This window comes from Serratia sp. HNCC26DJ206 (genome assembly GCF_057180605.1).
Map to the genome: position 1 here is coordinate 116,668 of NZ_JBXUGP010000013.1, position 21,586 is coordinate 138,253.

Below are 21,586 nucleotides of genomic sequence, written 5' to 3' on the forward strand. Positions count from 1 at the left end.
ATGTTGATGTTAATAATTTTTGGGGGGGAAGGAGCGTGGCGTTCAAGATACATATACCCGTCCTGTTCCCCTCACCCCAACCCTCTCCCCGAGGGAGAGGGGGCTGATAGGGTGCTGTTGTCAGGCGCAGGCGTAAAGCTTTGGCATGTTCGGTCTTCTCATTCCGTGGGAGAGGAAGTTGACGGGGTATTGCCATTAGACACAGAAGTAAGGATGTGGCACGTTTAGTCCCCTCTCCCTGTGGGAGAGGGTTAGGGTGAGGGTCTGCGGAGGTTACAGCGTTTTCAGCATGGTGACTTCACAGTCGCCGTGGCCGGTACAGCCCATAGCGTGATTGATATGCTCGAAACCAAGGTGCTCATACAGGCCGATCGCCTGTTGCAGAGTGGCGGTGGTTTCTAAATAACAGCGGCGGAACCCCTGTTGGCGGGCAAACTCTAGCGCCTGTAGCGCCAGGCGTTTTGCCAGGCCTTTGCCGCGTAACTCCGGCAGGAAATACATTTTCTGCAATTCGCAAACGTCGGCTTCGCCGCCTTGCAGTGGCGCAATGCCGCCGCCGCCAGCAATCTGACCGTCTAGCTCAACCACCCAGTAGGCGCTGCGTGGCTGGCTGTAGATCGGGTATAACGCGTCCAGATTGGGGTCGGAAACGGTGTAGCCTTTATCCGCCGTCAAGCCGTGCTCGGCGGAGACTGCGCGAATGACGTGAGCAATAGCGGCATTATCTTCAGCCGTTATTGGGCGCACCAGAAGACGCACTGGGGTTGCTGTGGTCATATTTATACTCGCCATTAATATCCCCTTCATACTTCAAGTCGCTTGGGTGTTGGCTGCACTCATTCACCCTGGTCACATAGTCGGCTATGCTCCCAGGGATTGATTCGTTTGCTGCCTACAAGCAACTCGAATTATTTTGGGTATAAACCAAGGAAGTGACGGAATTTTGTTGTTATTACAAAACGCACCGTATTAATCATACTTTGTAATAACACCTAAGGCCGACTCTTGGCAATGGTGATCAAAAACAGCGGGAAAAATACCCGCTGTTTTTGATCGGTTTGCTTGGGCTAGATAGGCGGCAGTTACAACGCGGCGATGGTCGCCTGCTGTTCTTGCAGCTTCACTTTGCCTTCCTGACAGGCGGCCAGGCGCTCGCGCTCTTTGGCGACAACCGCTTCCGGCGCACGGGCCACAAAGCCTTCATTCGACAGCTTGCCTTCAATAGAAGCGATTTCTGCGTCCAGCTTGCCCATCTCTTTCGTCAGGCGCGCGATCTCTGCATCTTTATCGATAAAGCCGGCCATCGGGATCAGCAGTTCTGCACCTTCCACCAGTTTGGTGACCGATACCGGGCCTTTATCGCCAGCGGGCAGCAGGGTGATAGATTCCAAGCGCGCCAGCTTTTCGATGAAGCTCTGGTTTTCCTGCACCCGACGCTGAGCATCGCCGCTGGCGTTACGCAGCAGCACTTCCAGCATTTTGCTAGGCGCGATGTTCATCTCGGCACGGATGTTACGCACCGCGGTGATCGCTTGCTTGATCCACTCCAGATCGTTCAGCGCCTGCTGATCTTCCAGCGCGGCGTCGTAGGCCGGGAAGGGTTGCAGCATGATGGTGTCTGCGGTTTCGCCGGTCAGGGTTTTCACGCGTTGCCAGATGGTTTCGGTGATAAACGGAATGATCGGGTGCGCCAGGCGCAGCAAGGCTTCCAGCACGGTGATCAGCGTATGGCGCGTGCCGCGCTGTTCCGCTTCGCTGCCGTTGCTGACCACCGGCTTGGCCAGTTCCAGATACCAGTCGCAGAACTGGTTCCAGGTGAATTCATACAGGATGCCCGCGGCGATATCGAAGCGGTAGGTATCCAGCGCTTCGCGGTAGGCTTTCACCGTGCGGTTGAATTCTGCCAGGATCCAGCGATCGGCCAGCGAAAGCTGCATCTCGCCGCCGTTGAAGCCACAATCGTGCTCTTCGGTGTTCATCAGCACAAAGCGGCTGGCGTTCCACAGCTTGTTACAGAAGTTGCGGTAGCCTTCCAGGCGCTTCATGTCCCAGTTGATATCACGGCCGGTGGAAGCCAGCGCCGCCAGGGTGAAGCGCAGGGCGTCGGTGCCGTGCGGCTCAATACCGTTCGGGAACTGCTTCTCGGTACGTTTGCGGATCTTCTCTGCCAGCTGCGGCTGCATCATGTTGCCGGTGCGTTTTTCCAGCAGATCTTCCAGCGAGATGCCGTCTACCATATCCAGCGGATCGATGACGTTGCCTTTCGACTTGGACATTTTCTGCCCTTCGTCGTCGCGGATCAGGCCGGTCATATACACAGTTTTGAACGGCACCTGCGGTTTGCCGTCTTCATCTTTGATGAAGTGCATGGTCAGCATGATCATGCGGGCAATCCAGAAGAAGATGATGTCGAAACCGCTGACCATCACGCTGGTGGGGTGGAAGGTTTTCAGCGCTGCGGTCTGCTCTGGCCAGCCCAGGGTGGAGAAGGTCCACAGGCCGGAAGAGAACCAGGTATCCAGCACGTCTTCATCCTGGTTAAGCGCGATGTCCGCACCCAGGTTGTTTTCGCTGCGCACTTCTTCTTCGGTACGGCCCACGTACACGTTGCCGTTCGCATCGTACCAGGCCGGGATACGGTGGCCCCACCACAGTTGGCGCGAGATACACCAGTCCTGAATGTCGCGCATCCAGCTGAAGTACATGTTTTCGTACTGCTTCGGTACGAACTGGATTTCGCCCTGTTCAACCGCTTCTACCGCCACTTTCGCCAGCGGCGCGGTGCGTACGTACCATTGGTCGGTGAGCATCGGTTCGATCACCACGCCGCCACGGTCGCCGTAAGGCACGGTCAGATCGTGCGGTTTGATTTCGTCCAGCAGGCCGAGTTGATCAAAGGCGGCCACCACGGCTTTACGCGCGGCAAAACGCTCCAGGCCACGGAACTCGGCCGGGATTTCGCTGCTGTAGGCCGTGCTGGCTTCGCCCAGGGTATCGAACACTTCCGCTTCCTGGCGGATATCGCCGTCGAAAGTCAGAATGTTGATCATCGGCAGGCCGTGGCGTTTACCCACTTCATAGTCGTTGAAATCGTGCGCCGGGGTGATCTTCACGCAGCCGGTGCCTTTTTCCATATCGGCATGTTCGTCACCCAGAATACGGATGCGGCGGTTCACCAATGGCAGAATAAGCTCTTTGCCAATCAGGTCTTTGTAACGCGGATCTTCCGGGTTGACCGCCACGCCGGTATCACCCAGCACGGTTTCCGGACGGGTGGTAGCCACCACCAGGTAATCTTTACCTTCGGCGGTTTTCGCGCCGTCGGCCAGCGGGTAACGCAGGTGCCACATGGATCCTTTGGACTCGCGGTTTTCCACTTCCAGATCGGAAATGGCGGTGCGCAGCTTCGGATCCCAGTTCACCAGGCGCTTGCCACGGTAGATCAAGTCTTCTTTATACAGGCGGACAAACACCTCTTTCACCGCGTTGGACAGGCCATCGTCCATGGTGAAGCGTTCGCGCTCCCAATCCACCGAGTTGCCGAGGCGGCGCATCTGGCGGGTGATGGTACCGCCGGACTCAGCCTTCCACTGCCAGATCTTGTCGATAAAGGCATCGCGGCCATAATCGTGGCGGGTTTTGCCTTCTTCTGCGGCGATCTTGCGCTCAACCACCATCTGCGTGGCGATCCCAGCATGGTCGGTACCGGCCTGCCACAGGGTGTTTTTACCCTGCATACGCTGGTAGCGGATCATGGTGTCCATGATGGTCTGCTGGAACGCGTGGCCCATATGCAGGCTGCCGGTGACGTTCGGCGGTGGGATCATGATGCAGAAACTTTCCTGGCTGGTATCGCCATTCGGTTTGAAATAACCCTGACTTTCCCAGTGGTCGTAAAGCTTCTGTTCGATCTGTGTTGGGTCGTAGGCGGTATCGAGATGACTGTTTGTCTTTTCCATTGTGCTTCGTTGTTCAGTAAGTTGGCGGCGTAGCCGTGGTCAAATGGAAGCCGACGCTGCGATAGGCTTTGTAACGTTCGCGCGCCAACTGTTTCAAGGTGTCTTCGTAAGGAACGAAGTCTACCACTTCATGGAAAGCAGTAGCAAAATCTGCAAACTGCGGCAGCAGGGCGATCAGCAGATCGCGTGGGGCATTGCCGCGTTTGCCGGGCCAGCACAGCTCGACCGGTGCGCCGTAGTTCGGCCCTTCACCCGCGAGGTTGTGCGGCACAAATTGGTGCGGCTCGCGCTGCCACAGCGCTTCGTCCAGCCGCTGGGCCTGCTCTTGGCTTTCACAGGCGATCAGTACCCGCTTGCCTGTGCGCCAACGTTCAGCAGCAACGGCGCAGGCCACCGCCTCGTGTGCGCTAAGTGCGCCAGCGGGGTCTGGGTGTTCGAGGAGGTAGAACGTTGCCTGTTTGCTCATGGATCCGTTGCCGCTAAGAAAAAGTAGGGGCGCAACCAGTGCGCCCGTATTGCATGATTATATACCCAATAGATTTCAAGTTGCAGCTAGGCGGCCAGTTCGTGAAGCCCCAGGAGCTGACTTGAGTCAGTGACTGGGGTGAACGAGCGCAGCCAACAACGCTGCAGCTTGAAAGATGAAGGGGATATTAATCGTCGCCGTTCAGACCTGCCCGATTGAGCAAGAACTGCGCCAGCAGCGCCACCGGGCGACCGGTCGCCCCTTTATTTTTGCCGGAGCGCCAGGCGGTGCCAGCAATATCCAGGTGTGCCCAGCTGTATTTGCGGGTAAAGCGCGACAGGAAGCACCCCGCGGTGATAGCCCCGCCAGGACGGCCGCCGATGTTTGCCATATCGGCAAAGTTGGAGTCCAGTTGCTCGTAGTACTCGTCTGCCAGCGGCAAGCGCCACGCACGGTCACCAGATTGCTCGGAGGCGCCGATCAGTTCGTGTGCCAGCGGATTATGGTTCGACATCAAACCGGTGAGGTGATGGCCGAGTGCGATCACGCAGGCCCCGGTCAGGGTGGCGATATCAATCACCAACTCAGGCTCGAAACGCTCCACGTAGGTGAGGGTGTCGCACAGCACCAGGCGGCCTTCGGCGTCGGTGTTCAGCACTTCAACCGTTTGGCCAGACATGGTGGTCAGCACGTCACCCGGACGATAAGCGCGCCCGCCCGGCATGTTTTCACAGCCTGCCAGCACGCCGATCACGTTCAGCGGCAGATTAAGCTCTGCTACCACGCGCATCACGCCATACACCGTGGCGGCACCGCACATGTCGTACTTCATCTCGTCCATGCCGTCGGCCGGTTTGATCGAGATACCGCCGGAGTCAAAGGTCAGCCCTTTGCCCACAAGCACGATCGGCTTAGCGTCGGGGTTGGGATTGCCTTTATATTCCATCACGGACATCAAGGATTCGTTTTGCGAACCGGCCCCAACCGCCAGATAGGCGTTCATCCCCAGCTCTTTCATCTGCTGTTCGCCGATGACGCGGGTGGTGATGTGGGTGCTGAACGCATCCGCCAGCTGACGCGCCTGCGATGCCAGATACCCGGCGTTACAGATATTCGGTGGCATATTGCCGAGATCTTTGGCAGCTTTGATGCCGGAAGCGACAGCCAGGCCGTGCTGGATGGCACGTTCGCCGCTGGTGAGTTCGCGGCGCGTTGGCACGTTGAACACCATTTTACGCAGCGGGCGGCGTGGCTCCACTTTGTTGCTTTTTAGCTGATCGAAGGTATAGAGCGTTTCTTTGGCAGTTTCTACCGCCTGGCGCACCTTCCAGTAGGTGTTACGGCCTTTGACGTGCAGTTCGGTGAGGAAGCAGACCGCCTCCATGGAACCGGTGTCGTTAAGGGTATTGATGGTTTTCTGAATCACCTGTTTGTACTGGCGTTCATCGAGCTCGCGCTCTTTGCCACAGCCGATTAACAGGATGCGTTCGGAGAGAATGTTCGGCACATGGTGCAGCAGTAACGTCTGCCCGACTTTGCCTTCCAGTTCGCCACGGCGCAGCAATGCGCTGATATAACCATCACTGATTTTGTCGAGTTGTTCTGCGATAGGTGACAGGCGGCGCGGTTCGAAAACGCCGACGACAATACAGGCGCTACGCTGTTTTTCCGGGCTACCGCTTTTTACACTGAACTCCATGCACTCTCCTGAATCTTAAAGACAACGGCGGTAGCTACGGCTAGAATGGCTGACTTCGTAACGTGCTGCCGTCATTGAGTTAACTGAGTATGTTAACCTGAACTGCGTAAATGTTCTGTTTTGGCGACTATAGGACAGTCCCTATAGGGCACCCAAACGGCTTGATGTTCTAATACTATTTTAGCTGTGAAGGTTGCCACATGATGACAAAAAATGGCGGATTAGCGATGAAACTAGCGATTTTCCTGCAAAAAGACAAGTTTTCACAGGCGTAATAAGCGTGATCATCATTAGATATCTGGTACGGGAAACGCTGAAGAGCCAAATTGCCATCCTGTTTATCCTGCTCCTGATCTTTTTTTGTCAGAACCTGGTCAGGGTGTTAGGCGATGCGGTCAACGGTAATATCCCGACAAACTTAGTATTATCCCTGCTTGCATTGGGTGTGCCAAAGATGGCGCAACTGATCCTGCCCTTAAGCCTGTTTCTTGGCATTTTGATGACGCTTGGGCGGTTGTATACCGAAAGTGAAATCACCGTTATGCATGCGTGCGGTTTGGGTAAACGGACCCTGATTATTGCTGCCATGACGTTGGCGCTCTTCACTTCCGCTTTTGCTGCGGTGAACGTGTTCTGGTTGGGGCCATGGGCTTCCAGTAATCAGGATGCAGTGATTGCGGAAGCCAAAGCCAACCCGAGCATTGCCGGGCTGGCAGAAGGCCAGTTCCGCCCGTCACAGGATGGCAATGCCGTGCTGTTTGTCGGAGACGTAAAAGGGAACGCCTTCAATGATGTGTTCCTGGCGCAGCTGCGCCCAAGCGGTAATCAGCGGCCTTCGGTGGTGGTGGCGGAACACGGCGTGATTAACCAGAACCGCGATGGTTCGCAGGTGGTGACGTTGGATAAAGGCACCCGTTTTGAGGGCACCGCGCTGCTGCGTGATTTCCGCATCACGGATTTCAATGATTACAAAGCGGTGATCGGCCACCGCCCGGTGACGCTGGATAACACCCAGACTGAACAGCTGTCGATGCGTACGCTGTGGGAATCGGACGATCCGGACGCCAACGCCGAGTTCCACTGGCGTCTGACGCTGGTGGTTTCTGTGATACTGATGGCGCTGCTGGTGGTGCCCCTGAGCGTGGTGAATCCGCGCCAGGGCCGCGTGTTGAGCATGCTGCCAGCCATCTTGCTGTATCTTATCTTCTTCCTGGTGCAGACATCGCTGCGTTCCAACGGCGGTAAAGGCAAACTGGACCCGATGCTGTGGATGTGGGGGGTGAACTTGGCCTACCTGGCGATTGCGCTGGTACTTAACCTGTGGGACACCGTACCGATGCGCAGACTGCGTGAACGCTTCAAAGGAGCGGCCTGATGTTTGGTGTATTAGACCGTTATATCGGTAAAACGATTTTCAACACCATCATGATGACGCTGTTTATGCTGGTATCGCTTTCCGGCATCATCAAGTTCGTTGAGCAGTTGCGTAAAGTGGGCCAGGGTGACTACACGGCGCTGGGGGCGGGGGTATTTACGCTGCTCAGCGTACCGACAGATATTGAGCTCTTTTTCCCGATGGCGGCGTTGCTGGGGGCCTTGCTTGGCTTGGGGACGCTGGCTACGCGCAGCGAACTGGTGGTCATGCAGGCGGCCGGTTTTACCCGCTTGCAGATCGCCGGTTCGGTGATGAAAACGGCGATCCCGCTGGTGTTGCTGACTATGGCAATTGGCGAGTGGGTTGCACCGCAGGGTGAGCAGATGGCACGTAACTACCGTGCGCAGCAGATGTACGGCGGTTCTCTGCTTTCCACCAAAAGCGGCTTATGGGCAAAAGACGGCAATGATTTCATCTACATCGAACGGGTGTCCGGTGAGACGGAACTGTCTGGGGTGAATATCTATCACTTTAACGACCAGCGCAGGTTGGAGAAAGTACGCTATGCCGCCAGCGCCAACTTCGAAGATGGCGAGTGGAAACTGTCGCAGGTGGATACGTCCGATCTGACCAACGCGAAGCAGGTGACGGGTACCCAGACGCTGACCGGCATTTGGAAAACCAACCTGACGCCGGACAAGCTTGGCGTGGTGGCGTTAGATCCTGAATCACTCTCTATCAGCGGGCTGCACAATTACGTGAAGTACCTGAAGCAGAGCGGGCAGGAGGCCAACCGTTATCAGTTGAACATGTGGAGCAAAATTTTCTCGCCGCTCTCCGTGGCGGTGATGATGCTGATGGCGCTATCGTTTATCTTTGGCCCGCTGCGCAGCGTTCCTATGGGGATCCGCGTTGTGACCGGTATCAGCTTCGGTTTCCTGTTCTATGTGCTGGATCAGATTTTCGGCCCGCTGAGCCTGGTTTACAGTATGCCGCCGGTATTGGGCGCGCTGTTGCCGAGCCTGCTGTTCCTGCTGCTTAGCCTGTATATGTTGCTGAAACGCCGATAGCGTTATTCATATTGCTTTAATAATGCCAGTCAGTTAAACCCACTGACTGGCATTGTTTATCAGAAATTACAGCAGCCAATCCAGTATCAGGATACCGCATAGGCTGATCGCCCAGGCGATGGTGGTGGGCACCGACCAGACCATCATCTGTAGCTTAACGTCCTTAATCCCCATCATACGGTTCACTACCCAGAACATGCTGTCGTTAAAATAACTGAAGAACAGCGCGCCCATGGTGGCAGCTTGGGCGGCGGCAAGCATGTTGACGCCGGGTAACTGGCTGACGATCGGGGCAGAAATAGATGCGGCGGTAATCATGGCCACCGTACCTGAACCTTGTATCAGCCTGACCAGCGTCGCGATGAAAAAGGGGATCAGTACCGGCGTCAGCGGCAGGTTGGCGACGTGCTGGGCCAGCAAGGTGCCGGTGCCACTTTCACGTAGCACCGCTCCTAACGCGCCGCCTGCACCGGTGACTAGCAGGATAATCCCTGCGGTCTGCAAGCCTTCTTCCAGCCGTTCCAGCGTTTCGTGCTTATCGACGTTGGGCATCAGGGTGTAGACCGCCAGCAGCACGCTGATCGCCAGAGCAATAATCGGCGAGCCCAGAAAAGCAAACGCCTGCCCCCATAGGCTTTCGCCCAGCCATACCATCTCTTCGGCCTTTGCCAGCATATTGTTTACCGCGTTGATAAAGATCAGCACGATGGGGGCCACGATCGGCAGCAGTGATAACGTCAGGCTAGGCAGTGCCTTCGCTTCTTTTTCAGCCAGATAACGCTGGTGGGCAGCGTGCAAATCCTCCGGTTCTTCATCCCGATTTTCCGGCTCAAAATCCGGGTAGCGGGTGCCAAGCCAGCGCGCATAGATAACCACACCGATCACGCAAGGAATGGCCAACACCAGGCCCGCCATCATCATGGCACCAATATCAACGCCGAAGATCGCTGCCACACCTAATGGGCCAGGAGTCGGGGGCACGGCGTGGTGAGTGAGGATCAGCCCGCCAGCCAAGGAAACCCCGAGCGTTAACAGATTGCGTTTGCCTTTTTTGGCCAGCGCCTTCACCAGCGGATAAAGAATGACGAAGGCCGAATCGACGAAAATCGGGATACTGACGATATAACCGGTGATCGCCAATGCCCACTCTTCACGCTTTTTGCCCAGCCATTTGATGAAGCTGTAGGCGATCTGTTCCGCTGCGCCAGAGACTTCCAGCACGCGGCCCATCATCACGCCCAAACCGATCACAATGCCGATGCTGCCAAGCGTGCTGCCGAACCCTTTGCTGATGGTATCTACCGTCTGTACTGCCGTCAGCCCGCCAGAGATACCGGCGATCGAGGCGGCGGCCAGCATGGCAATCAGGGCGTGCACCCGGGTGCGCAGCACCAGAAAAACCAGCACGAATACGGCCACTGCCAGGCCGATGATAGGGGTATAAAGCGCCATAATCAGCCCCCTGCCAGCAGCATTTCATCGCGCATAAAGGCACGGATGATCTGCTGGAAGTCTTCATCGACAGAGAACCCTAACGCCAGCGCACGTTGAACGTCGAAGTTACCCGGCCAACTGGCGACGATCCGGTTGATGGCTTCGTCCGGTGCAAAGCTGACCCGTTCACGAGCCTGTTCACCGGCCACCGCGCCTAAGGCGTGTAACATCTGTTGGACGGTGACGCTGATGCCGGGCAGGTTGACGGTGCGAGAGGTACCGAACTGCACGGCAGAAAGCCGCGCGGCATGAATAAAGTTACGCACTACGGTGCCGGGGCTGGATAACCACAAAGCGAGATCGGGGGAAACCGGGCAAACCGACAATTCGCCATGCAGCGGTTCACGGATGATGCCGCTGGCAAACGACGAGGCTGCTTTATTTGGCTTGCCGGGCCGCACGCTGATGGTGGGCAAGCGCAATACCCGCCCATCGACAAATCCTTTGCGCGAGTAGTCGTTGATCAGTAGCTCACACAGGGCTTTTTGCGTGCCATAGGAGGATTGCGGCTGCACGGCGCAGTCATCGGTGACGATTGACGGGAGTTTGCCACCAAACACCGCCAGCGAACTGGTGAAGATCAGTTTCATGGCCGGGGCATTATGCCGTGCGGCTTCTACTAGCTGGCGAGTGGCGTCGAAGTTGACCTGCATGCCGAGATCGAAATCGCTTTCCGCATGGCTGCTGACGATGGCAGCCAAGTGGAACAGCACGCTGCATTGCTTATCGATCAACTGGTTGGCAGCATCAGGCTGGGTGAGATCGAGCGCCAGACAGCGTACGCGCGGGTCTTCCACTGGGGCGGAAGGCTGCTGAATATCCGCCAGAATCAATTCACTGAAGGGCAGCTCATTTTCCCGCAATAATGCGGTTGCTAAACGCTGGCCCAAAAAACCTGCTCCACCGGTAATGATGACTTTCATGGTTATTTTCCTTTCCCTATAGGGGAGATTGTTGTTATCAGAGGTTGATGCTGTGCAGCCGCAAACCACGCTCTTTGAGCTGTTGCAGTGCATCTGGCGGCAGCGCGGCATCGCAGACAATGTCGTCGAGCGCCGTTAGGGGGCAGACGCGGAACATGCCGTACTTGCCGTATTTACTGCTGTCGGAGACCAGCACCTTGCGCCGTGCCACGTCCAGCAGAGCTTGTTTCACCAGGACTTTTTCTTCGTGTGGTGTGGAAAGGCCATGCTCCAGATCCCAGGAACTGGTGCTGATAAAGGCGATATCGATATTCAGGGTGCGCAGCAGCATGGCCGCGCTGCTGCCAGCACAGGAAAAGTTACGTTGATCGACGCGCCCACCGGTATGAAACAGGTTGAGCTGCGGGCGATTCATCAGGTGCTGGATAATGGAAAAATCATTAGTGACGACGGTCAGGTTGAATCGTTCTGCCAGATGGCGGGCGATCTCGAAACTGGTGGTGCCCGCATCCAGGTAGACCACCTGGCCATCTTCTACCATCGCTGCGGCATATTTGCCGATGGCTCGTTTCTGCCGGTGATGAAGCTGGGCTTTTTCTTTATAGGCCAACTCCTGACGCAGCGCGTCGCTCAGGCGTACGCCACCGCTGACGCTGATCACTTTGCCTTCTTCTTCCAGTTGATGGATATCGCGCCGAACAGTCATGTGTGAAACGCTCATCAACTCGGCTAAAGCCACAATGGTGACCAACTGATATTCATGTACATGGCGATAGATGAAATCACGGCGTTCCGATGGGATCATGCTCTCTCCTCGGCAGCTGCGGGCTGCTGGCGATGTTGCCGCGCAATGGCTGTTATTTTTTGTTATGGAAGTTAATTTTTAATCATCTGATTTAACAATTAAACGATGGGTGTCACAGAAGACTCGATCTGGATTTTTAATAAAACATTTTATATTCAATTGGTTAATTTTGTTTTTGGCGGTTTTACAGGTAACAGGAGACTGTGATGAATAATGTGATGTGTAACAACAAGACGTGATGTTACCTAGGGGATTGCCCACCTTCAGGACTTGATAGGGTACCTCGTGCTTGGCCGTCATCTATGAACGTAGCAATCAAAGTGGGGGTAATAAATAAGCAAAGTGCGCAGGGAAAATAGCCGGGTGACGTTTTTTTCAACATTCAACTCATTGAATGCTTGATAAGTGTTGCACGAGAGAAGCGGGAAGGTATAATGCCCACGTTTTCCGCATACTGCTTCCAGTGCCGAAGTGGCGAAATCGGTAGACGCAGTTGATTCAAAATCAACCGTTGAAAGACGTGCCGGTTCGAGTCCGGCCTTCGGCACCAACAGTATGTAAATAGACCTCAACTGAGGTCTTTTTTTATGCCTGAAAACCAGTCCCCGCAAGGCTTTCCGCGATTTTCCCCTCAACTGAAGTCAACCTGATTCAACCCACATCAAGTCACTTGTGAGTATAGAACCGAGTATATATGCTGGTTCGATATTGCTTGTATACTCACGGTAGTACTATGGAAGGATAACCGCTATGGCCCTGACAGATACCAAGGTGCGTTCTGCAAAACCCGAAGAAAAAGAATATTCACTCGTTGATGGAGACGGCATGTTTTTGTTGGTTCACCCCAACGGTTCAAAGTACTGGCGTTTCCGCTTCCGTTTTGGTGGTAAGCAACACCTGATGGCATTTGGTGTTTATCCAGAGGTGTCGCTGGCAGATGCCAGGCAGAGGAGGGAAGCAGCCAGAAAGTTGGTTGCTGCCGGTATCGATCCTCGTGAACAGAAACGAGCCGCTCAGGAGGAACAGGCGAAAGCCGTCTTCACTTTTGAGTTTGTTGCCCGTGAGTGGCATGCGACTAATAAGAAGTGGTCGGAAGATCACAGCAAGCGCGTGTTGAAAAGCCTGGAAGATAATCTCTTCACAGCTATCGGCAAACGCAATATTGCCGAGCTTAAAACCCGTGACCTGTTAGCCCCGATCAAAGTTGTAGAACAATCCGGACGTCTTGAAGTGGCGTCACGCCTTCAACAACGCTCAACTGCGATAATGCGTTACGCCGTACAGAGTGGGTTAATTGACTACAACCCGGCTCAGGAAATGGCAGGTGCTGTTGCATCCAGCAATCGGCAGCACCGTCCGGCACTGGAATTAAAGCGTACTCCAGAACTGCTTCAACGAATTGATAGCTACACCGGCAGACCGTTAACGCGCCTGGCGGTAGAGTTGACGCTATTGATTTTTATCCGCTCCAGCGAACTGCGATTTGCTCGTTGGTCAGAGATCGATTTTGAAACCGCCATGTGGACTATTCCCCCTGAGCGTGAACCGATCGAAGGTGTAAAACACTCTCATCGTGGCTCTAAAATGCGTACCCCGCATCTGGTACCGCTTTCCCGGCAAGCGTTGAGCATCTTGAAGCAAATACAAGAGTTCAGCGGCAGCCATGACCTGATCTTTATTGGCGATCACGATCCACGTAAGCCAATGAGTGAAAACACGGTGAACAAGTCACTGCGAGTAATGGGGTATGACACCAAGGTTGAAGTCTGCGGCCACGGCTTCAGGACTATGGCCTGTAGTTCATTAATAGAGTCAGGTTTATGGTCGAAGGATGCCGTTGAGCGGCAGATGAGCCATATGGAGCGTAATTCTGTGCGGGCTGCATACATTCATAAGGCTGAGCATCTGGATGAGCGCAAACTGATGCTGCAGTGGTGGGCGGATTTCTTGGATGCGAACAGGGAGAAGGCGGTGAGTCCGTTTGACTTTGCCAAGCTGGGGCGGTGATTGGCTATTGCCACACCATGAGTACTATCCTGCATGAGCAAGGTTATAACTCGGCCTGGATTGAGACACTGCTTGCTCACGTTGATAAGAACAGTATCCGTGGAACCTACAACCATGCGAAGTACTTGGATGGACGGCGTGAGATGCTGCAGTGGTATGCCGACTATATGGATAACATTGAGCGTTATGGGAATGTGATGCATTGAGAGTTTGGGCACCATGCCTAGGTTAATGAAGTTTTTCTGAAGGGAATCGGCAGCGCCAGCAGTGATGCTGGCGCTGTTGCTTATTTAGAGTTAGGTTCTGCTGAACGAAGTGGAAGGTTTGTGATGTTCGGTCGTTCGTTAAATTGAGCTTGGGTTGTGGTTGAAATATGCGATAGGACGACAGTGGGGTATTGGAATGCAACCGCCTTCGTGTTGGTGGTAGGGAATCTTAATGAACGTAAGCTGATGGAGAAGTGATGGCCGGCTATATGGATGCTAACTGGGGCGTCTGCACGATTTCTTAGGAAAATAAATAATTTTTTTATCTTTATTTATTAGATGGTTGAGTAAGTTTTTGAAGTACGGCTCGTCATAGTAGAGCTCGTACTACTTGCGTAATCTGAAGTTCGTGATATCTTAACCCTATCGCTGATAGAGTACGACGTCTACTACAGCGATAGGGAGAGTGAATATCTAGTTTGCCGCTACTATCCACTCTCATTACTCTTGCAATAATCTCGCTACCGAAGAGGAATGTATAAGATGAATAAAAAAGCATATCAGCCTATCCAAAAGAATGCAACCATGCGAAAGGTCAGGCTTGCCTGCGTAATTATGTTTTTTCAAGCGTTGCCAGTTTTGTCATTGCAGATGGATTTAGATGTCCATTTTGGAGATGCCAGGGTTCAACAGTCAATTGTATTGAAAGCAAGTTAAGGGAGGAGGGGGAGGTGCTCCCCCTGTTTATTTATGAATATTTTTACCACACTAGAAGAAATAGCGGACATTCGTTTGGGAATGCCTTTTAAGACAGCAGTTAACGACCTTGGAGAACAAGGGGAGTGTTATCTAATCCAGACAAAAGATATAGATTTAGAAGGACTCATACGTATGGATAATCTTGCTAAAGTTTCACCGGAAAGTAATCCGGAAAAACACTATCTTCATAATGGAGACATTTTATTGCGTTTGCGAGGTCCAGTGTTTTCCGCTGGAGTTTTTAATGACTCAACAAATATTGTGCCTGCTATTACAAGTAACCAAAATGCAGTGGTTACTTGTAGGAGGGATATAGTTTCGCCAAGCTACTTACATTGGTACATTAATTCACCTGCGGGGCAAACATATTTCAACAACATGAGTGAAGGAACTAATATCAGTAAAGTTAGCTTAAAAATGGTATCTAAAATGAATATAGAAATACCTCCCTTAATTATTCAAAAAAGAATAAGCGACATTAAGAATAATTGGTTACATCAGAAAAGCATATACAGGAATTTGATTGTTAATGGTGATTCATTCTTTGAAGGTGTATGTGAGAAAGTCCTTAGAGAGGGTGTTTGACTATGTCTAATATTGATGAGAAAAATATCGTTAAATCTATTTGGAATGTATGTGATATTTTAAGAGGTAATATTTCTTCGTTTCATTATGTGGATTATATTTTCCCATTGCTGTTCTTAAAGTATATTTCTGATTTGACATGTGATCTTAAAAAAGGAATTGACATTGGCATCAATGCCAAAGTGTCAAGTATTTTATCAAGGTCGCCGAGAAATGTTAACTTCTATAATATATATGATGAGATATATCAAGGGGATGCTGGAGGTAGAATTAACTCAGCATTGATGTATTATGATAAAGCCATTTTTATATCTTTACTTGGATATGGTAACAGTGTTTTTGATGGCGTTAATTTTGACTCTGAGAGATTAGGTATACAAGCTACTAGTAGAGAAAAATTTCTTTGTGATTTGTTAGAAGCTTTTAATACTGAAGCATTTGATTTCAGTTATGATAGAAATGGTGTTGAAAGAATTGAAGTCGTATGTGACGTTTTTTTTGAGATAATATCTTTGGACTCCGCTAATAGAGGTGGCGTAAGTTATACACCATTAGGAGTTTCAAATTTACTTACTGAGTTAATATCTCCAAGGCCTGGTGATAGGATTTATGATCCAGCATGTGGTACAGGTTCGCTTTTGATAAATAGCGGGCGTAAGATAATTAAGGACTATGAGAGTAAGAAATATGATTTATTTGGCCAGGAGTCTAATAGGTCAAGCTGGGCTCTTGCAAATATAAATATGTTTTTACATGGTGAATTTTCTGGGGGAATAGAGTTGGGCGATGTGCTACGAACCCCAAAGTTATTGGATGTAAACGGTGATTTGATGAAGTTTGATGTTGTAATTTCAAACCCTCCGTTTTCTGTCCAGAATTGGGGTTATGAAAGTGCAATAAATGATAAGTTTGGGCGTTTTAACTGGGGGATACCTCCACAGTCTAAAGGAGATTATGCTTTTATCTCACATATGATAGCATCTTTGAAAGATGATACAGGGAGAATGGCTGTTATAGTACCGCATGGCGTTTTATTCCGTGGAGCCAGTGAAGGCGCAATAAGGAAAAACCTAATCGATGCTAATCTTTTAGATGCTGTTATTGGTCTTCCTGAACGATTGTTTTTATCAACTGGCTTACCAACGGCAATTTTAATATTTAAAAAGAGAAGAGCAGACTCTAATGTGATTTTTATTGACACAACAAATTTCTTTGAGAATTCCAGAGGGCGTAATATTATAACGGAGGGGGTCAGTAAGGAAGTGTTAAATATTTATCAGGGCAGAAAGGAATTAGATAATTATTCATATCTTGCTGATTTAGAAGAAATTCGTAGCAATGATTATAATCTTAATATAACTAGGTATATTAAAAGGATTAATGAAGAGCCAAGCATTGACTTAGCTATCTTACATGAGGAGCGTGAAAAACTAAAATCAGAATTAAGAATTTTAGAAACACAAATGCAGTCTTTTCTTGATTACTAATGTGGGTGGTTGGTGTTGAATCACATCAACCACTATCACATTTCATGTGGAGATAATTATTAGTATTCCCAATGATTATAAGCTAGCGGCATCTTATTCAACTTAGCTCTGTGTTCGCGCCAATTTGGTAAATGCATATTCATCAGGCCGATAAAACGCTCACTGTGCTTGCGTTCGTGTAGATGAAGGAGTTCGTGAACCACAATGAATTCAAGGCATTCAGGAGGTTTTTTCACCAGCTCGAGATTAATCCAGATACGCGCGGTCTGAGGGTTACAGCTACCCCATTTAGTCTTCATTCGCTTGATGCCAATATAACTGGCTTCAACTTTAATTTCCGGCTGCCATTTTGCCATTAACTTAGGTAGTCTTTGTTTTAAAATACCACGATACCACTGGTTCAGAACTACTTCCCGCTGGGCCGTATCATAATGTGAAGGTACTTTCATTCGTATCCAACCACCCTGAAGTTTCACTTCAGCGGGCTTATCCACTAAAACTACATCCAGCCGATATCCTCTTCCCCAAAGATAGTGTGTTTCGCCACTACACATTTCTCGTTCACTCTGGCGCGGCTGAGCCTGAAATTGTGCTTGCTGCTGTCGGATCCATACCAGCCTTCTGACTACAGCCATCCTGATCGCTGTGTCTGACAGTGAGACGGGGGCTGATACTCTTACTCGGCCATCCGGAGGCAGTACGCTGATATGCAAGTTTTTGATTGGCTTACGCTGCAAATCGAGAGTGAGCTCACCAAAGGTAACCAATGACATCAGCGGTACTCCTTCTGAGCCTTCACCAAGGCCATTACATCTGCGACCGTCACTGAATAACCTTTGATCTCTTCCGCGATAGCGAAACTAATCTCGCGTTCTTTAAAACGGTCTCCATACCAGTCGGCCTTTTTGGTGTGACGCACTGCAGTATCTATTTTTATCACTAAGACCTCATCCTGCCCCAGGTTGTCATACAACGCTTTTTTAGCGAGAGTATCAATGCTCACAGGATAAGTACTGTTACTTCCGGATTGTGGATGTTTTACCTGCTTTGCAAGTTCTCGTACCTGTTCCAGATACTCTTGATAGGAGATCGCTTGTTGACGACGAAGAGCGATCAGTTCATCAAGCAAGACCGACATTTTTTCGTAGTATTTTGGGTTGACTGGGTTTTCATCAACAATGGTTCTGCGAACGTTATTTTCAATCGCTTCAGCCATGGCCTCTTGGTTGCCACGCATGTCGGCTGGAAGTCCATCCAGTGCGTCTTCTCCGCGTTCAATAATCAATTCAAGCAGTCCTAGTTCCTCAAAATCCATAAGAGTTTCACTAGGATCGGCATCCACCCAAAGATCCAGCATTTGCCGCATACCTGGCTCGAACTGCTTCATGTCCACGAAATCGCCACTGGCTATTTTTATTTCATCGCGTACTTTCGAGTAAAACTCAACATCGATACGGATTTGAGCTGACTGCTGCTCGCTATAACCAGCATCTGTTAGTTCACCTGCCAGATTAGTAAAAGCACGAATGAGTTTCGCCACGGATTGATACAATGTCAGCCGTAGAGCTTCTTTCTCGGATAACTGCTCTATCGATGCTCCTGATTCCCCACAGAAATAATGTTGATAATCAAGTTGATTGCGTGGCATTTTCACAGGTTCGCAAAGGGTGCGAACGGCATCCAGAGCACCATCCAGATCGATTTTTGCCTGTTGCAATCGATCCTTCAGTAAACCGGCTACATCTTCTTTGTCGTAGCCGTCAAAGGCTTCTGCGGTGTAGTCCTGCACTGTTTTTTCCAATGAGCGGAAAAGGTCTTTATAGTCGACAATATAGCCGTATTCTTTATCTTCACCATCCAACCGGTTAACGCGACATATCGCCTGGAAGAGGTTGTGATCGGCCATTTTCTTGTCGATATACAGGTAAGTAGCAGAAGGAGCATCAAAGCCAGTCAATAACTTATCAACGACTATCAGAAGGCGCATCTGACCGGGTTCTTTGATGAAGCGTTGTTTGACCTCTTTTTCAAAATCACTCACACGTTTGGCTGCTTCAGCCTCAGGCTGTTCAAAATACTCCGCAAGCATTTTGCGATAGATGTTGTACTTGGCCAGTTTTTCAGTCAGTCCTTCACCGCTCTCTTCGCCTTTAATCTCACTGGCATTTGGCTGGTAGCTCGTCACAATCGCACATTTACCGGCAAAACCTGCGTCACTAAACATCTCATAGCATTTGCAGGCCTGATAGACGCTGGAACAGACCAGCATGGCGTTACCTCGGCCGTCGGCGAGCCGTGGTTTTTGTTCAAAATCGAGCAGGATATCAGCCACAATCTGTTCCAGCCGCGAGCGGCTCGACAACAGCTTCTGCATCGAAGCCCATTTCTGCTTGAGTTGCTGTTGACCAAGGCGAGAAAGTTTAGATGTTTTAGCATCAAACCACTGGTCGACTTTTTTCTGAGATTTGACCCGTTGATCGATGTCACGAGCTTCGTAGCGCAAGTCCAGAACTACCCCATCATTGACTGCTTCATCGAATTTATAAGTGTGGATATAAGGCCCGAAGACCTCCACTGACTTCTTCTTATCTTTCTTCATCAGTGGGGTACCGGTGAAACCAATGAATTGAGCATCTGGCAAAATGCTTGTCATTGCCGAATGCAATTTTCCGGATTGGGTTCGGTGGCACTCATCCACAAACACGAATAATTTTCCCTTTGGAATAAAATCAGCAGGGATATTTCGTTTCATTTGTTCGATAAAATCGTCAGTGTCAGCATCTCTGTCTTCCTCCTCTTGACGACCAAACTTATGCACTAACGAGCATATAAGCCAGGGCTTGGTTTGATTCAGGCGAGTCACCAGATCAGCACCGCTCCGAGTGCGAAGGATCTCTTCTTCCACACCGTTAAACACTTTCTCGATCTGTTCATCAAGTTCTGTACGGTCGGTAATGATCAAGACTCGGCTATCGGTAATATTTTCTCTGATCCACTTTGCAAGCCAAACCATTATCAGGCTTTTACCGCTGCCTTGGGTATGCCAGATAATCCCGCCTTCATTACGTTGAATAAACGGTTTCGTTGCAGTGACGCCAAAATATTGGTTATGACGGCAGGTTTTTTTCACTCCAGCATCGAAAACAATAAAGTCGTGGATCAATTCTAGCAGGCGCTGTTTATTGCATATCTGAGCCAGGTGGCGATCAAGCATGTTGGTGTGAGGTGATTCAGCGGTTTCTTTCCATTGAAGGTAATATTTCTCCGGCGTTTCGATTACACCATAGCGAAGCCCTTCTAAATCATTACCGGCCATCACCAATTGGATGGTAGTGAAGAAGTTGCGGATGAAGGCTTTTTGCTGATTATCGAGGTTTTGGCGAATACCTTCTGAGACTGACACTGTAGAACGTTTTAGCTCAATGACACCAAGCGCAATACCGTTAACATACAGCACCAAATCCGGGCGCTTTTTATTTTCGCCGTTGTAGGTTACTTCTTCAGCTATAGCAAAATCATTGGCTTCTGGATTTTTCCAGTCCACCAACCACACGGTTTGATTCTGCTCACCAGCACCTTCTTTATCCTTTACGCCGTAGCGCAGAAGGCGATACACCTCTTTATTTGCATCATAGAGGATACGGCCTTCACCGAGGCTTGCGGCTCGATCCAGTTGCCGTAATGCTCGAGCGATTAGGACTTCTGAAACGCCGCGTTTTGTTAACCAGGTAGAGACTAAACCGGGTTCAATGTTCCGGTTGTCTTCTCGTTTATGCCAGTTACCAAGATAGCGATAACCGAGATGTTTGGTGAATAACTGGATAACACGTTTTTGTGTCATGCGTTCACGTTGGCCAACACTGTTCATAACGCCTCCCTTAATACGCTATCACTACCACCGACACTGCTTAACACAGCCAGCATTTCCGTTTCGTGAGTGGCGATTTCTTCTTCCCCCCACTGTTTGTTCTTCTTCATCAGCTCGATCATGGCGAGCAGTTTCAGGCTATCTATTTCATTCCGTTCAAGACTCGCTTCGAAGTGCTCTTGCTTTTGTTTTGGCTGGAAATTACTAAGTCGCGAATTCTTGCTGTGGCTAATAAGGCAGAGGTTGCCGAAGGAGTGCAACGATGTATCTGGTAATGTCTTGTAGCTATCCATGGGGTGTTGAGGGTAGAAATGCTCTACCGAACTTCGGAAGGTAAATTCAAAACGTTTGACTACCTCTGTTTTATTTCTGTCACGACACCAGAGTAAGTAGTCTAAGTAATTGAACACCAAGTTGTTTGCTATCATCCCAAAGCGCATCTTCTTCTGAATCTTGTCCGACAGTACCACAGGTTGGAGAGGTACCTCTTTACCGTAAATGATCTCAAAATATGATTTTGGTTCTTGATCTGCCAGGAAGTTTTGAAAGACAAACGCGGAGGCGAGATGCTCCAGATACTCGAGGTACCTCCTTGCATCAATCTGGTTTTCAGCGGAATGGGCATTAAACAGATAGTACAAAGCTCCATTCAACCAGTGTTTATAAACCAGAGTAGGGGTTGAAACGTGGAATGCGGAAAGCAGCATCAAAATCTGTCGGTTAGCTCTAGCATAATCTCCATTTTCTTTCTGGAACGTGTTTGTATAGCTGGTGCTTGTGCTTGAATTCCAATGCAGACGTTTGAGGCTCCACCCATCACTACCTTTGGCGAACTCTCGTTTTATCACGAACTGATCAAAAAGATATTTGCATTTGAGAAGTG

The 21,586-nt window shown here is 50.6% G+C and carries 16 protein-coding genes, 1 tRNA gene and 1 pseudogene; 8 read left to right on the forward strand and 10 right to left on the reverse strand.

Annotated elements, in window-relative coordinates:
- Nucleotides 1–273 precede the first annotated feature (273 nt).
- The 4 genes from AC2A1E_RS10825 to pepA form a co-directional block, all read right to left on the reverse strand.
- Nucleotides 274–777, reverse strand: coding sequence for a GNAT family N-acetyltransferase (locus AC2A1E_RS10825; protein WP_484383763.1), 504 nt, complete (start codon nucleotides 775–777; stop codon nucleotides 274–276).
- 305 nt (nucleotides 778–1,082) lie between these two features.
- On the reverse strand, nucleotides 1,083–3,959 hold the full coding sequence (locus AC2A1E_RS10830) for a valine--tRNA ligase (RefSeq protein WP_484383745.1): 2,877 nt from the start codon (nucleotides 3,957–3,959) through the stop codon (nucleotides 1,083–1,085).
- Between the two features lie 13 nt (nucleotides 3,960–3,972).
- Entirely contained in the window at nucleotides 3,973–4,425 is a 453-nt protein-coding gene (locus tag AC2A1E_RS10835) for a DNA polymerase III subunit chi (protein ID WP_459401131.1), read from the reverse strand.
- Between the two features lie 187 nt (nucleotides 4,426–4,612).
- The gene (gene pepA / locus AC2A1E_RS10840; RefSeq protein WP_459401132.1) at nucleotides 4,613–6,124 is read right to left on the reverse strand and encodes a leucyl aminopeptidase; all 1,512 of its coding nucleotides are present in this window, start codon (nucleotides 6,122–6,124) and stop codon (nucleotides 4,613–4,615) included.
- A gap of 280 nt (nucleotides 6,125–6,404) precedes the next feature.
- Between pepA and lptF the strand changes: the two genes are divergently transcribed.
- Both lptF and lptG read left to right on the forward strand, forming a co-directional pair.
- Nucleotides 6,405–7,499 carry an LPS export ABC transporter permease LptF gene (gene lptF, locus AC2A1E_RS10845; RefSeq protein WP_484383746.1) on the forward strand — a complete coding sequence of 365 codons (1,095 nt, stop codon included), beginning with the start codon at nucleotides 6,405–6,407 and terminating at the stop codon, nucleotides 7,497–7,499.
- Nucleotides 7,499–8,569, forward strand: coding sequence for an LPS export ABC transporter permease LptG (lptG, locus tag AC2A1E_RS10850; RefSeq protein ID WP_459401134.1), 1,071 nt, complete (start codon nucleotides 7,499–7,501; stop codon nucleotides 8,567–8,569). The genes lptF and lptG overlap by 1 nt, the downstream gene beginning before the upstream one ends.
- A 66-nt stretch (nucleotides 8,570–8,635) precedes the next feature.
- Here the strand turns inward: lptG and AC2A1E_RS10855 are convergent, their stop codons facing one another.
- Genes AC2A1E_RS10855 through AC2A1E_RS10865 form a run of 3 tightly spaced genes read right to left on the reverse strand, consistent with a single transcriptional unit; the run spans nucleotide 8,636 to nucleotide 11,791 of the window.
- Entirely contained in the window at nucleotides 8,636–10,021 is a 1,386-nt protein-coding gene (locus tag AC2A1E_RS10855; protein ID WP_484383747.1) for a GntP family permease, read from the reverse strand.
- Between the two features lie 2 nt (nucleotides 10,022–10,023).
- Complete coding sequence (denD, locus tag AC2A1E_RS10860; RefSeq protein WP_484383748.1) at nucleotides 10,024–10,986, reverse strand: D-erythronate dehydrogenase; 963 nt, start codon at nucleotides 10,984–10,986, stop codon at nucleotides 10,024–10,026.
- 37 nt (nucleotides 10,987–11,023) lie between these two features.
- Nucleotides 11,024–11,791 carry a DeoR/GlpR family DNA-binding transcription regulator gene (locus AC2A1E_RS10865; protein WP_484383749.1) on the reverse strand — a complete coding sequence of 256 codons (768 nt, stop codon included), beginning with the start codon at nucleotides 11,789–11,791 and terminating at the stop codon, nucleotides 11,024–11,026.
- A 465-nt stretch (nucleotides 11,792–12,256) separates the two neighbouring features.
- Between AC2A1E_RS10865 and AC2A1E_RS10870 the strand changes: the two genes are divergently transcribed.
- The 6 genes and pseudogenes from AC2A1E_RS10870 (at nucleotide 12,257) to AC2A1E_RS10895 (ending at nucleotide 16,835) form a co-directional block, all read left to right on the forward strand.
- Nucleotides 12,257–12,341 (forward strand) — tRNA-Leu (locus AC2A1E_RS10870).
- Nucleotides 12,342–12,541: 200 nt separating this feature from the next.
- A complete protein-coding gene (locus AC2A1E_RS10875; RefSeq protein WP_484383750.1) occupies nucleotides 12,542–13,798 on the forward strand; it encodes a tyrosine-type recombinase/integrase in 1,257 nt (418 codons plus the stop codon).
- A gap of 2 nt (nucleotides 13,799–13,800) precedes the next feature.
- Nucleotides 13,801–14,004, forward strand: a pseudogene (locus AC2A1E_RS10880) (tyrosine-type recombinase/integrase); the annotation flags it as partial.
- 543 nt (nucleotides 14,005–14,547) lie between these two features.
- A complete protein-coding gene (locus AC2A1E_RS10885) occupies nucleotides 14,548–14,721 on the forward strand; it encodes a hypothetical protein (protein WP_484383751.1) in 174 nt (57 codons plus the stop codon).
- Nucleotides 14,722–14,754: 33 nt separating this feature from the next.
- Nucleotides 14,755–15,348, forward strand: a complete 594-nt coding sequence (locus AC2A1E_RS10890; RefSeq protein WP_484383752.1) for a restriction endonuclease subunit S — start codon at nucleotides 14,755–14,757, stop codon at nucleotides 15,346–15,348.
- 2 nt (nucleotides 15,349–15,350) lie between these two features.
- Nucleotides 15,351–16,835, forward strand: coding sequence for an N-6 DNA methylase (locus AC2A1E_RS10895; protein WP_484383753.1), 1,485 nt, complete (start codon nucleotides 15,351–15,353; stop codon nucleotides 16,833–16,835).
- Between the two features lie 59 nt (nucleotides 16,836–16,894).
- Here the strand turns inward: AC2A1E_RS10895 and AC2A1E_RS10900 are convergent, their stop codons facing one another.
- From AC2A1E_RS10900 to AC2A1E_RS10910, 3 genes are all read right to left on the reverse strand, one after another.
- The gene (locus tag AC2A1E_RS10900) at nucleotides 16,895–17,608 is read right to left on the reverse strand and encodes a M48 family metallopeptidase (protein WP_484383754.1); all 714 of its coding nucleotides are present in this window, start codon (nucleotides 17,606–17,608) and stop codon (nucleotides 16,895–16,897) included.
- The gene (locus tag AC2A1E_RS10905) at nucleotides 17,608–20,703 is read right to left on the reverse strand and encodes a type I restriction endonuclease subunit R (protein ID WP_484383755.1); all 3,096 of its coding nucleotides are present in this window, start codon (nucleotides 20,701–20,703) and stop codon (nucleotides 17,608–17,610) included. Before AC2A1E_RS10905 ends, AC2A1E_RS10900 begins: the two co-directional genes overlap by 1 nt.
- Nucleotides 20,700–21,586, reverse strand: an 887-nt coding sequence (locus AC2A1E_RS10910) for an HNH endonuclease family protein (protein WP_484383756.1), incomplete at its 5' end; no start/stop codon positions are given. The genes AC2A1E_RS10910 and AC2A1E_RS10905, both read right to left, overlap by 4 nt.

Bases quoted from the DNA above. Each gene is read 5' to 3' on its own strand.
- AC2A1E_RS10825 (WP_484383763.1), bottom strand. From the start codon at position 777: ATGACCACAGCAACCCCAGTGCGTCTTCTGGTGCGCCCAATAACGGCT.
- AC2A1E_RS10830 (WP_484383745.1), bottom strand. From the start codon at position 3,959: ATGGAAAAGACAAACAGTCATCTCGATACCGCCTACGACCCAACACAG.
- AC2A1E_RS10835 (WP_459401131.1), bottom strand. From the start codon at position 4,425: ATGAGCAAACAGGCAACGTTCTACCTCCTCGAACACCCAGACCCCGCT.
- pepA (WP_459401132.1), bottom strand. From the start codon at position 6,124: ATGGAGTTCAGTGTAAAAAGCGGTAGCCCGGAAAAACAGCGTAGCGCC.
- lptG (WP_459401134.1), top strand. From the start codon at position 7,499: ATGTTTGGTGTATTAGACCGTTATATCGGTAAAACGATTTTCAACACC.
- AC2A1E_RS10855 (WP_484383747.1), bottom strand. From the start codon at position 10,021: ATGGCGCTTTATACCCCTATCATCGGCCTGGCAGTGGCCGTATTCGTG.
- denD (WP_484383748.1), bottom strand. From the start codon at position 10,986: ATGAAAGTCATCATTACCGGTGGAGCAGGTTTTTTGGGCCAGCGTTTA.
- AC2A1E_RS10865 (WP_484383749.1), bottom strand. From the start codon at position 11,791: ATGATCCCATCGGAACGCCGTGATTTCATCTATCGCCATGTACATGAA.
- AC2A1E_RS10875 (WP_484383750.1), top strand. From the start codon at position 12,542: ATGGCCCTGACAGATACCAAGGTGCGTTCTGCAAAACCCGAAGAAAAA.
- AC2A1E_RS10885 (WP_484383751.1), top strand. From the start codon at position 14,548: ATGAATAAAAAAGCATATCAGCCTATCCAAAAGAATGCAACCATGCGA.
- AC2A1E_RS10890 (WP_484383752.1), top strand. From the start codon at position 14,755: ATGAATATTTTTACCACACTAGAAGAAATAGCGGACATTCGTTTGGGA.
- AC2A1E_RS10895 (WP_484383753.1), top strand. From the start codon at position 15,351: ATGTCTAATATTGATGAGAAAAATATCGTTAAATCTATTTGGAATGTA.
- AC2A1E_RS10900 (WP_484383754.1), bottom strand. From the start codon at position 17,608: ATGTCATTGGTTACCTTTGGTGAGCTCACTCTCGATTTGCAGCGTAAG.
- AC2A1E_RS10905 (WP_484383755.1), bottom strand. From the start codon at position 20,703: ATGAACAGTGTTGGCCAACGTGAACGCATGACACAAAAACGTGTTATC.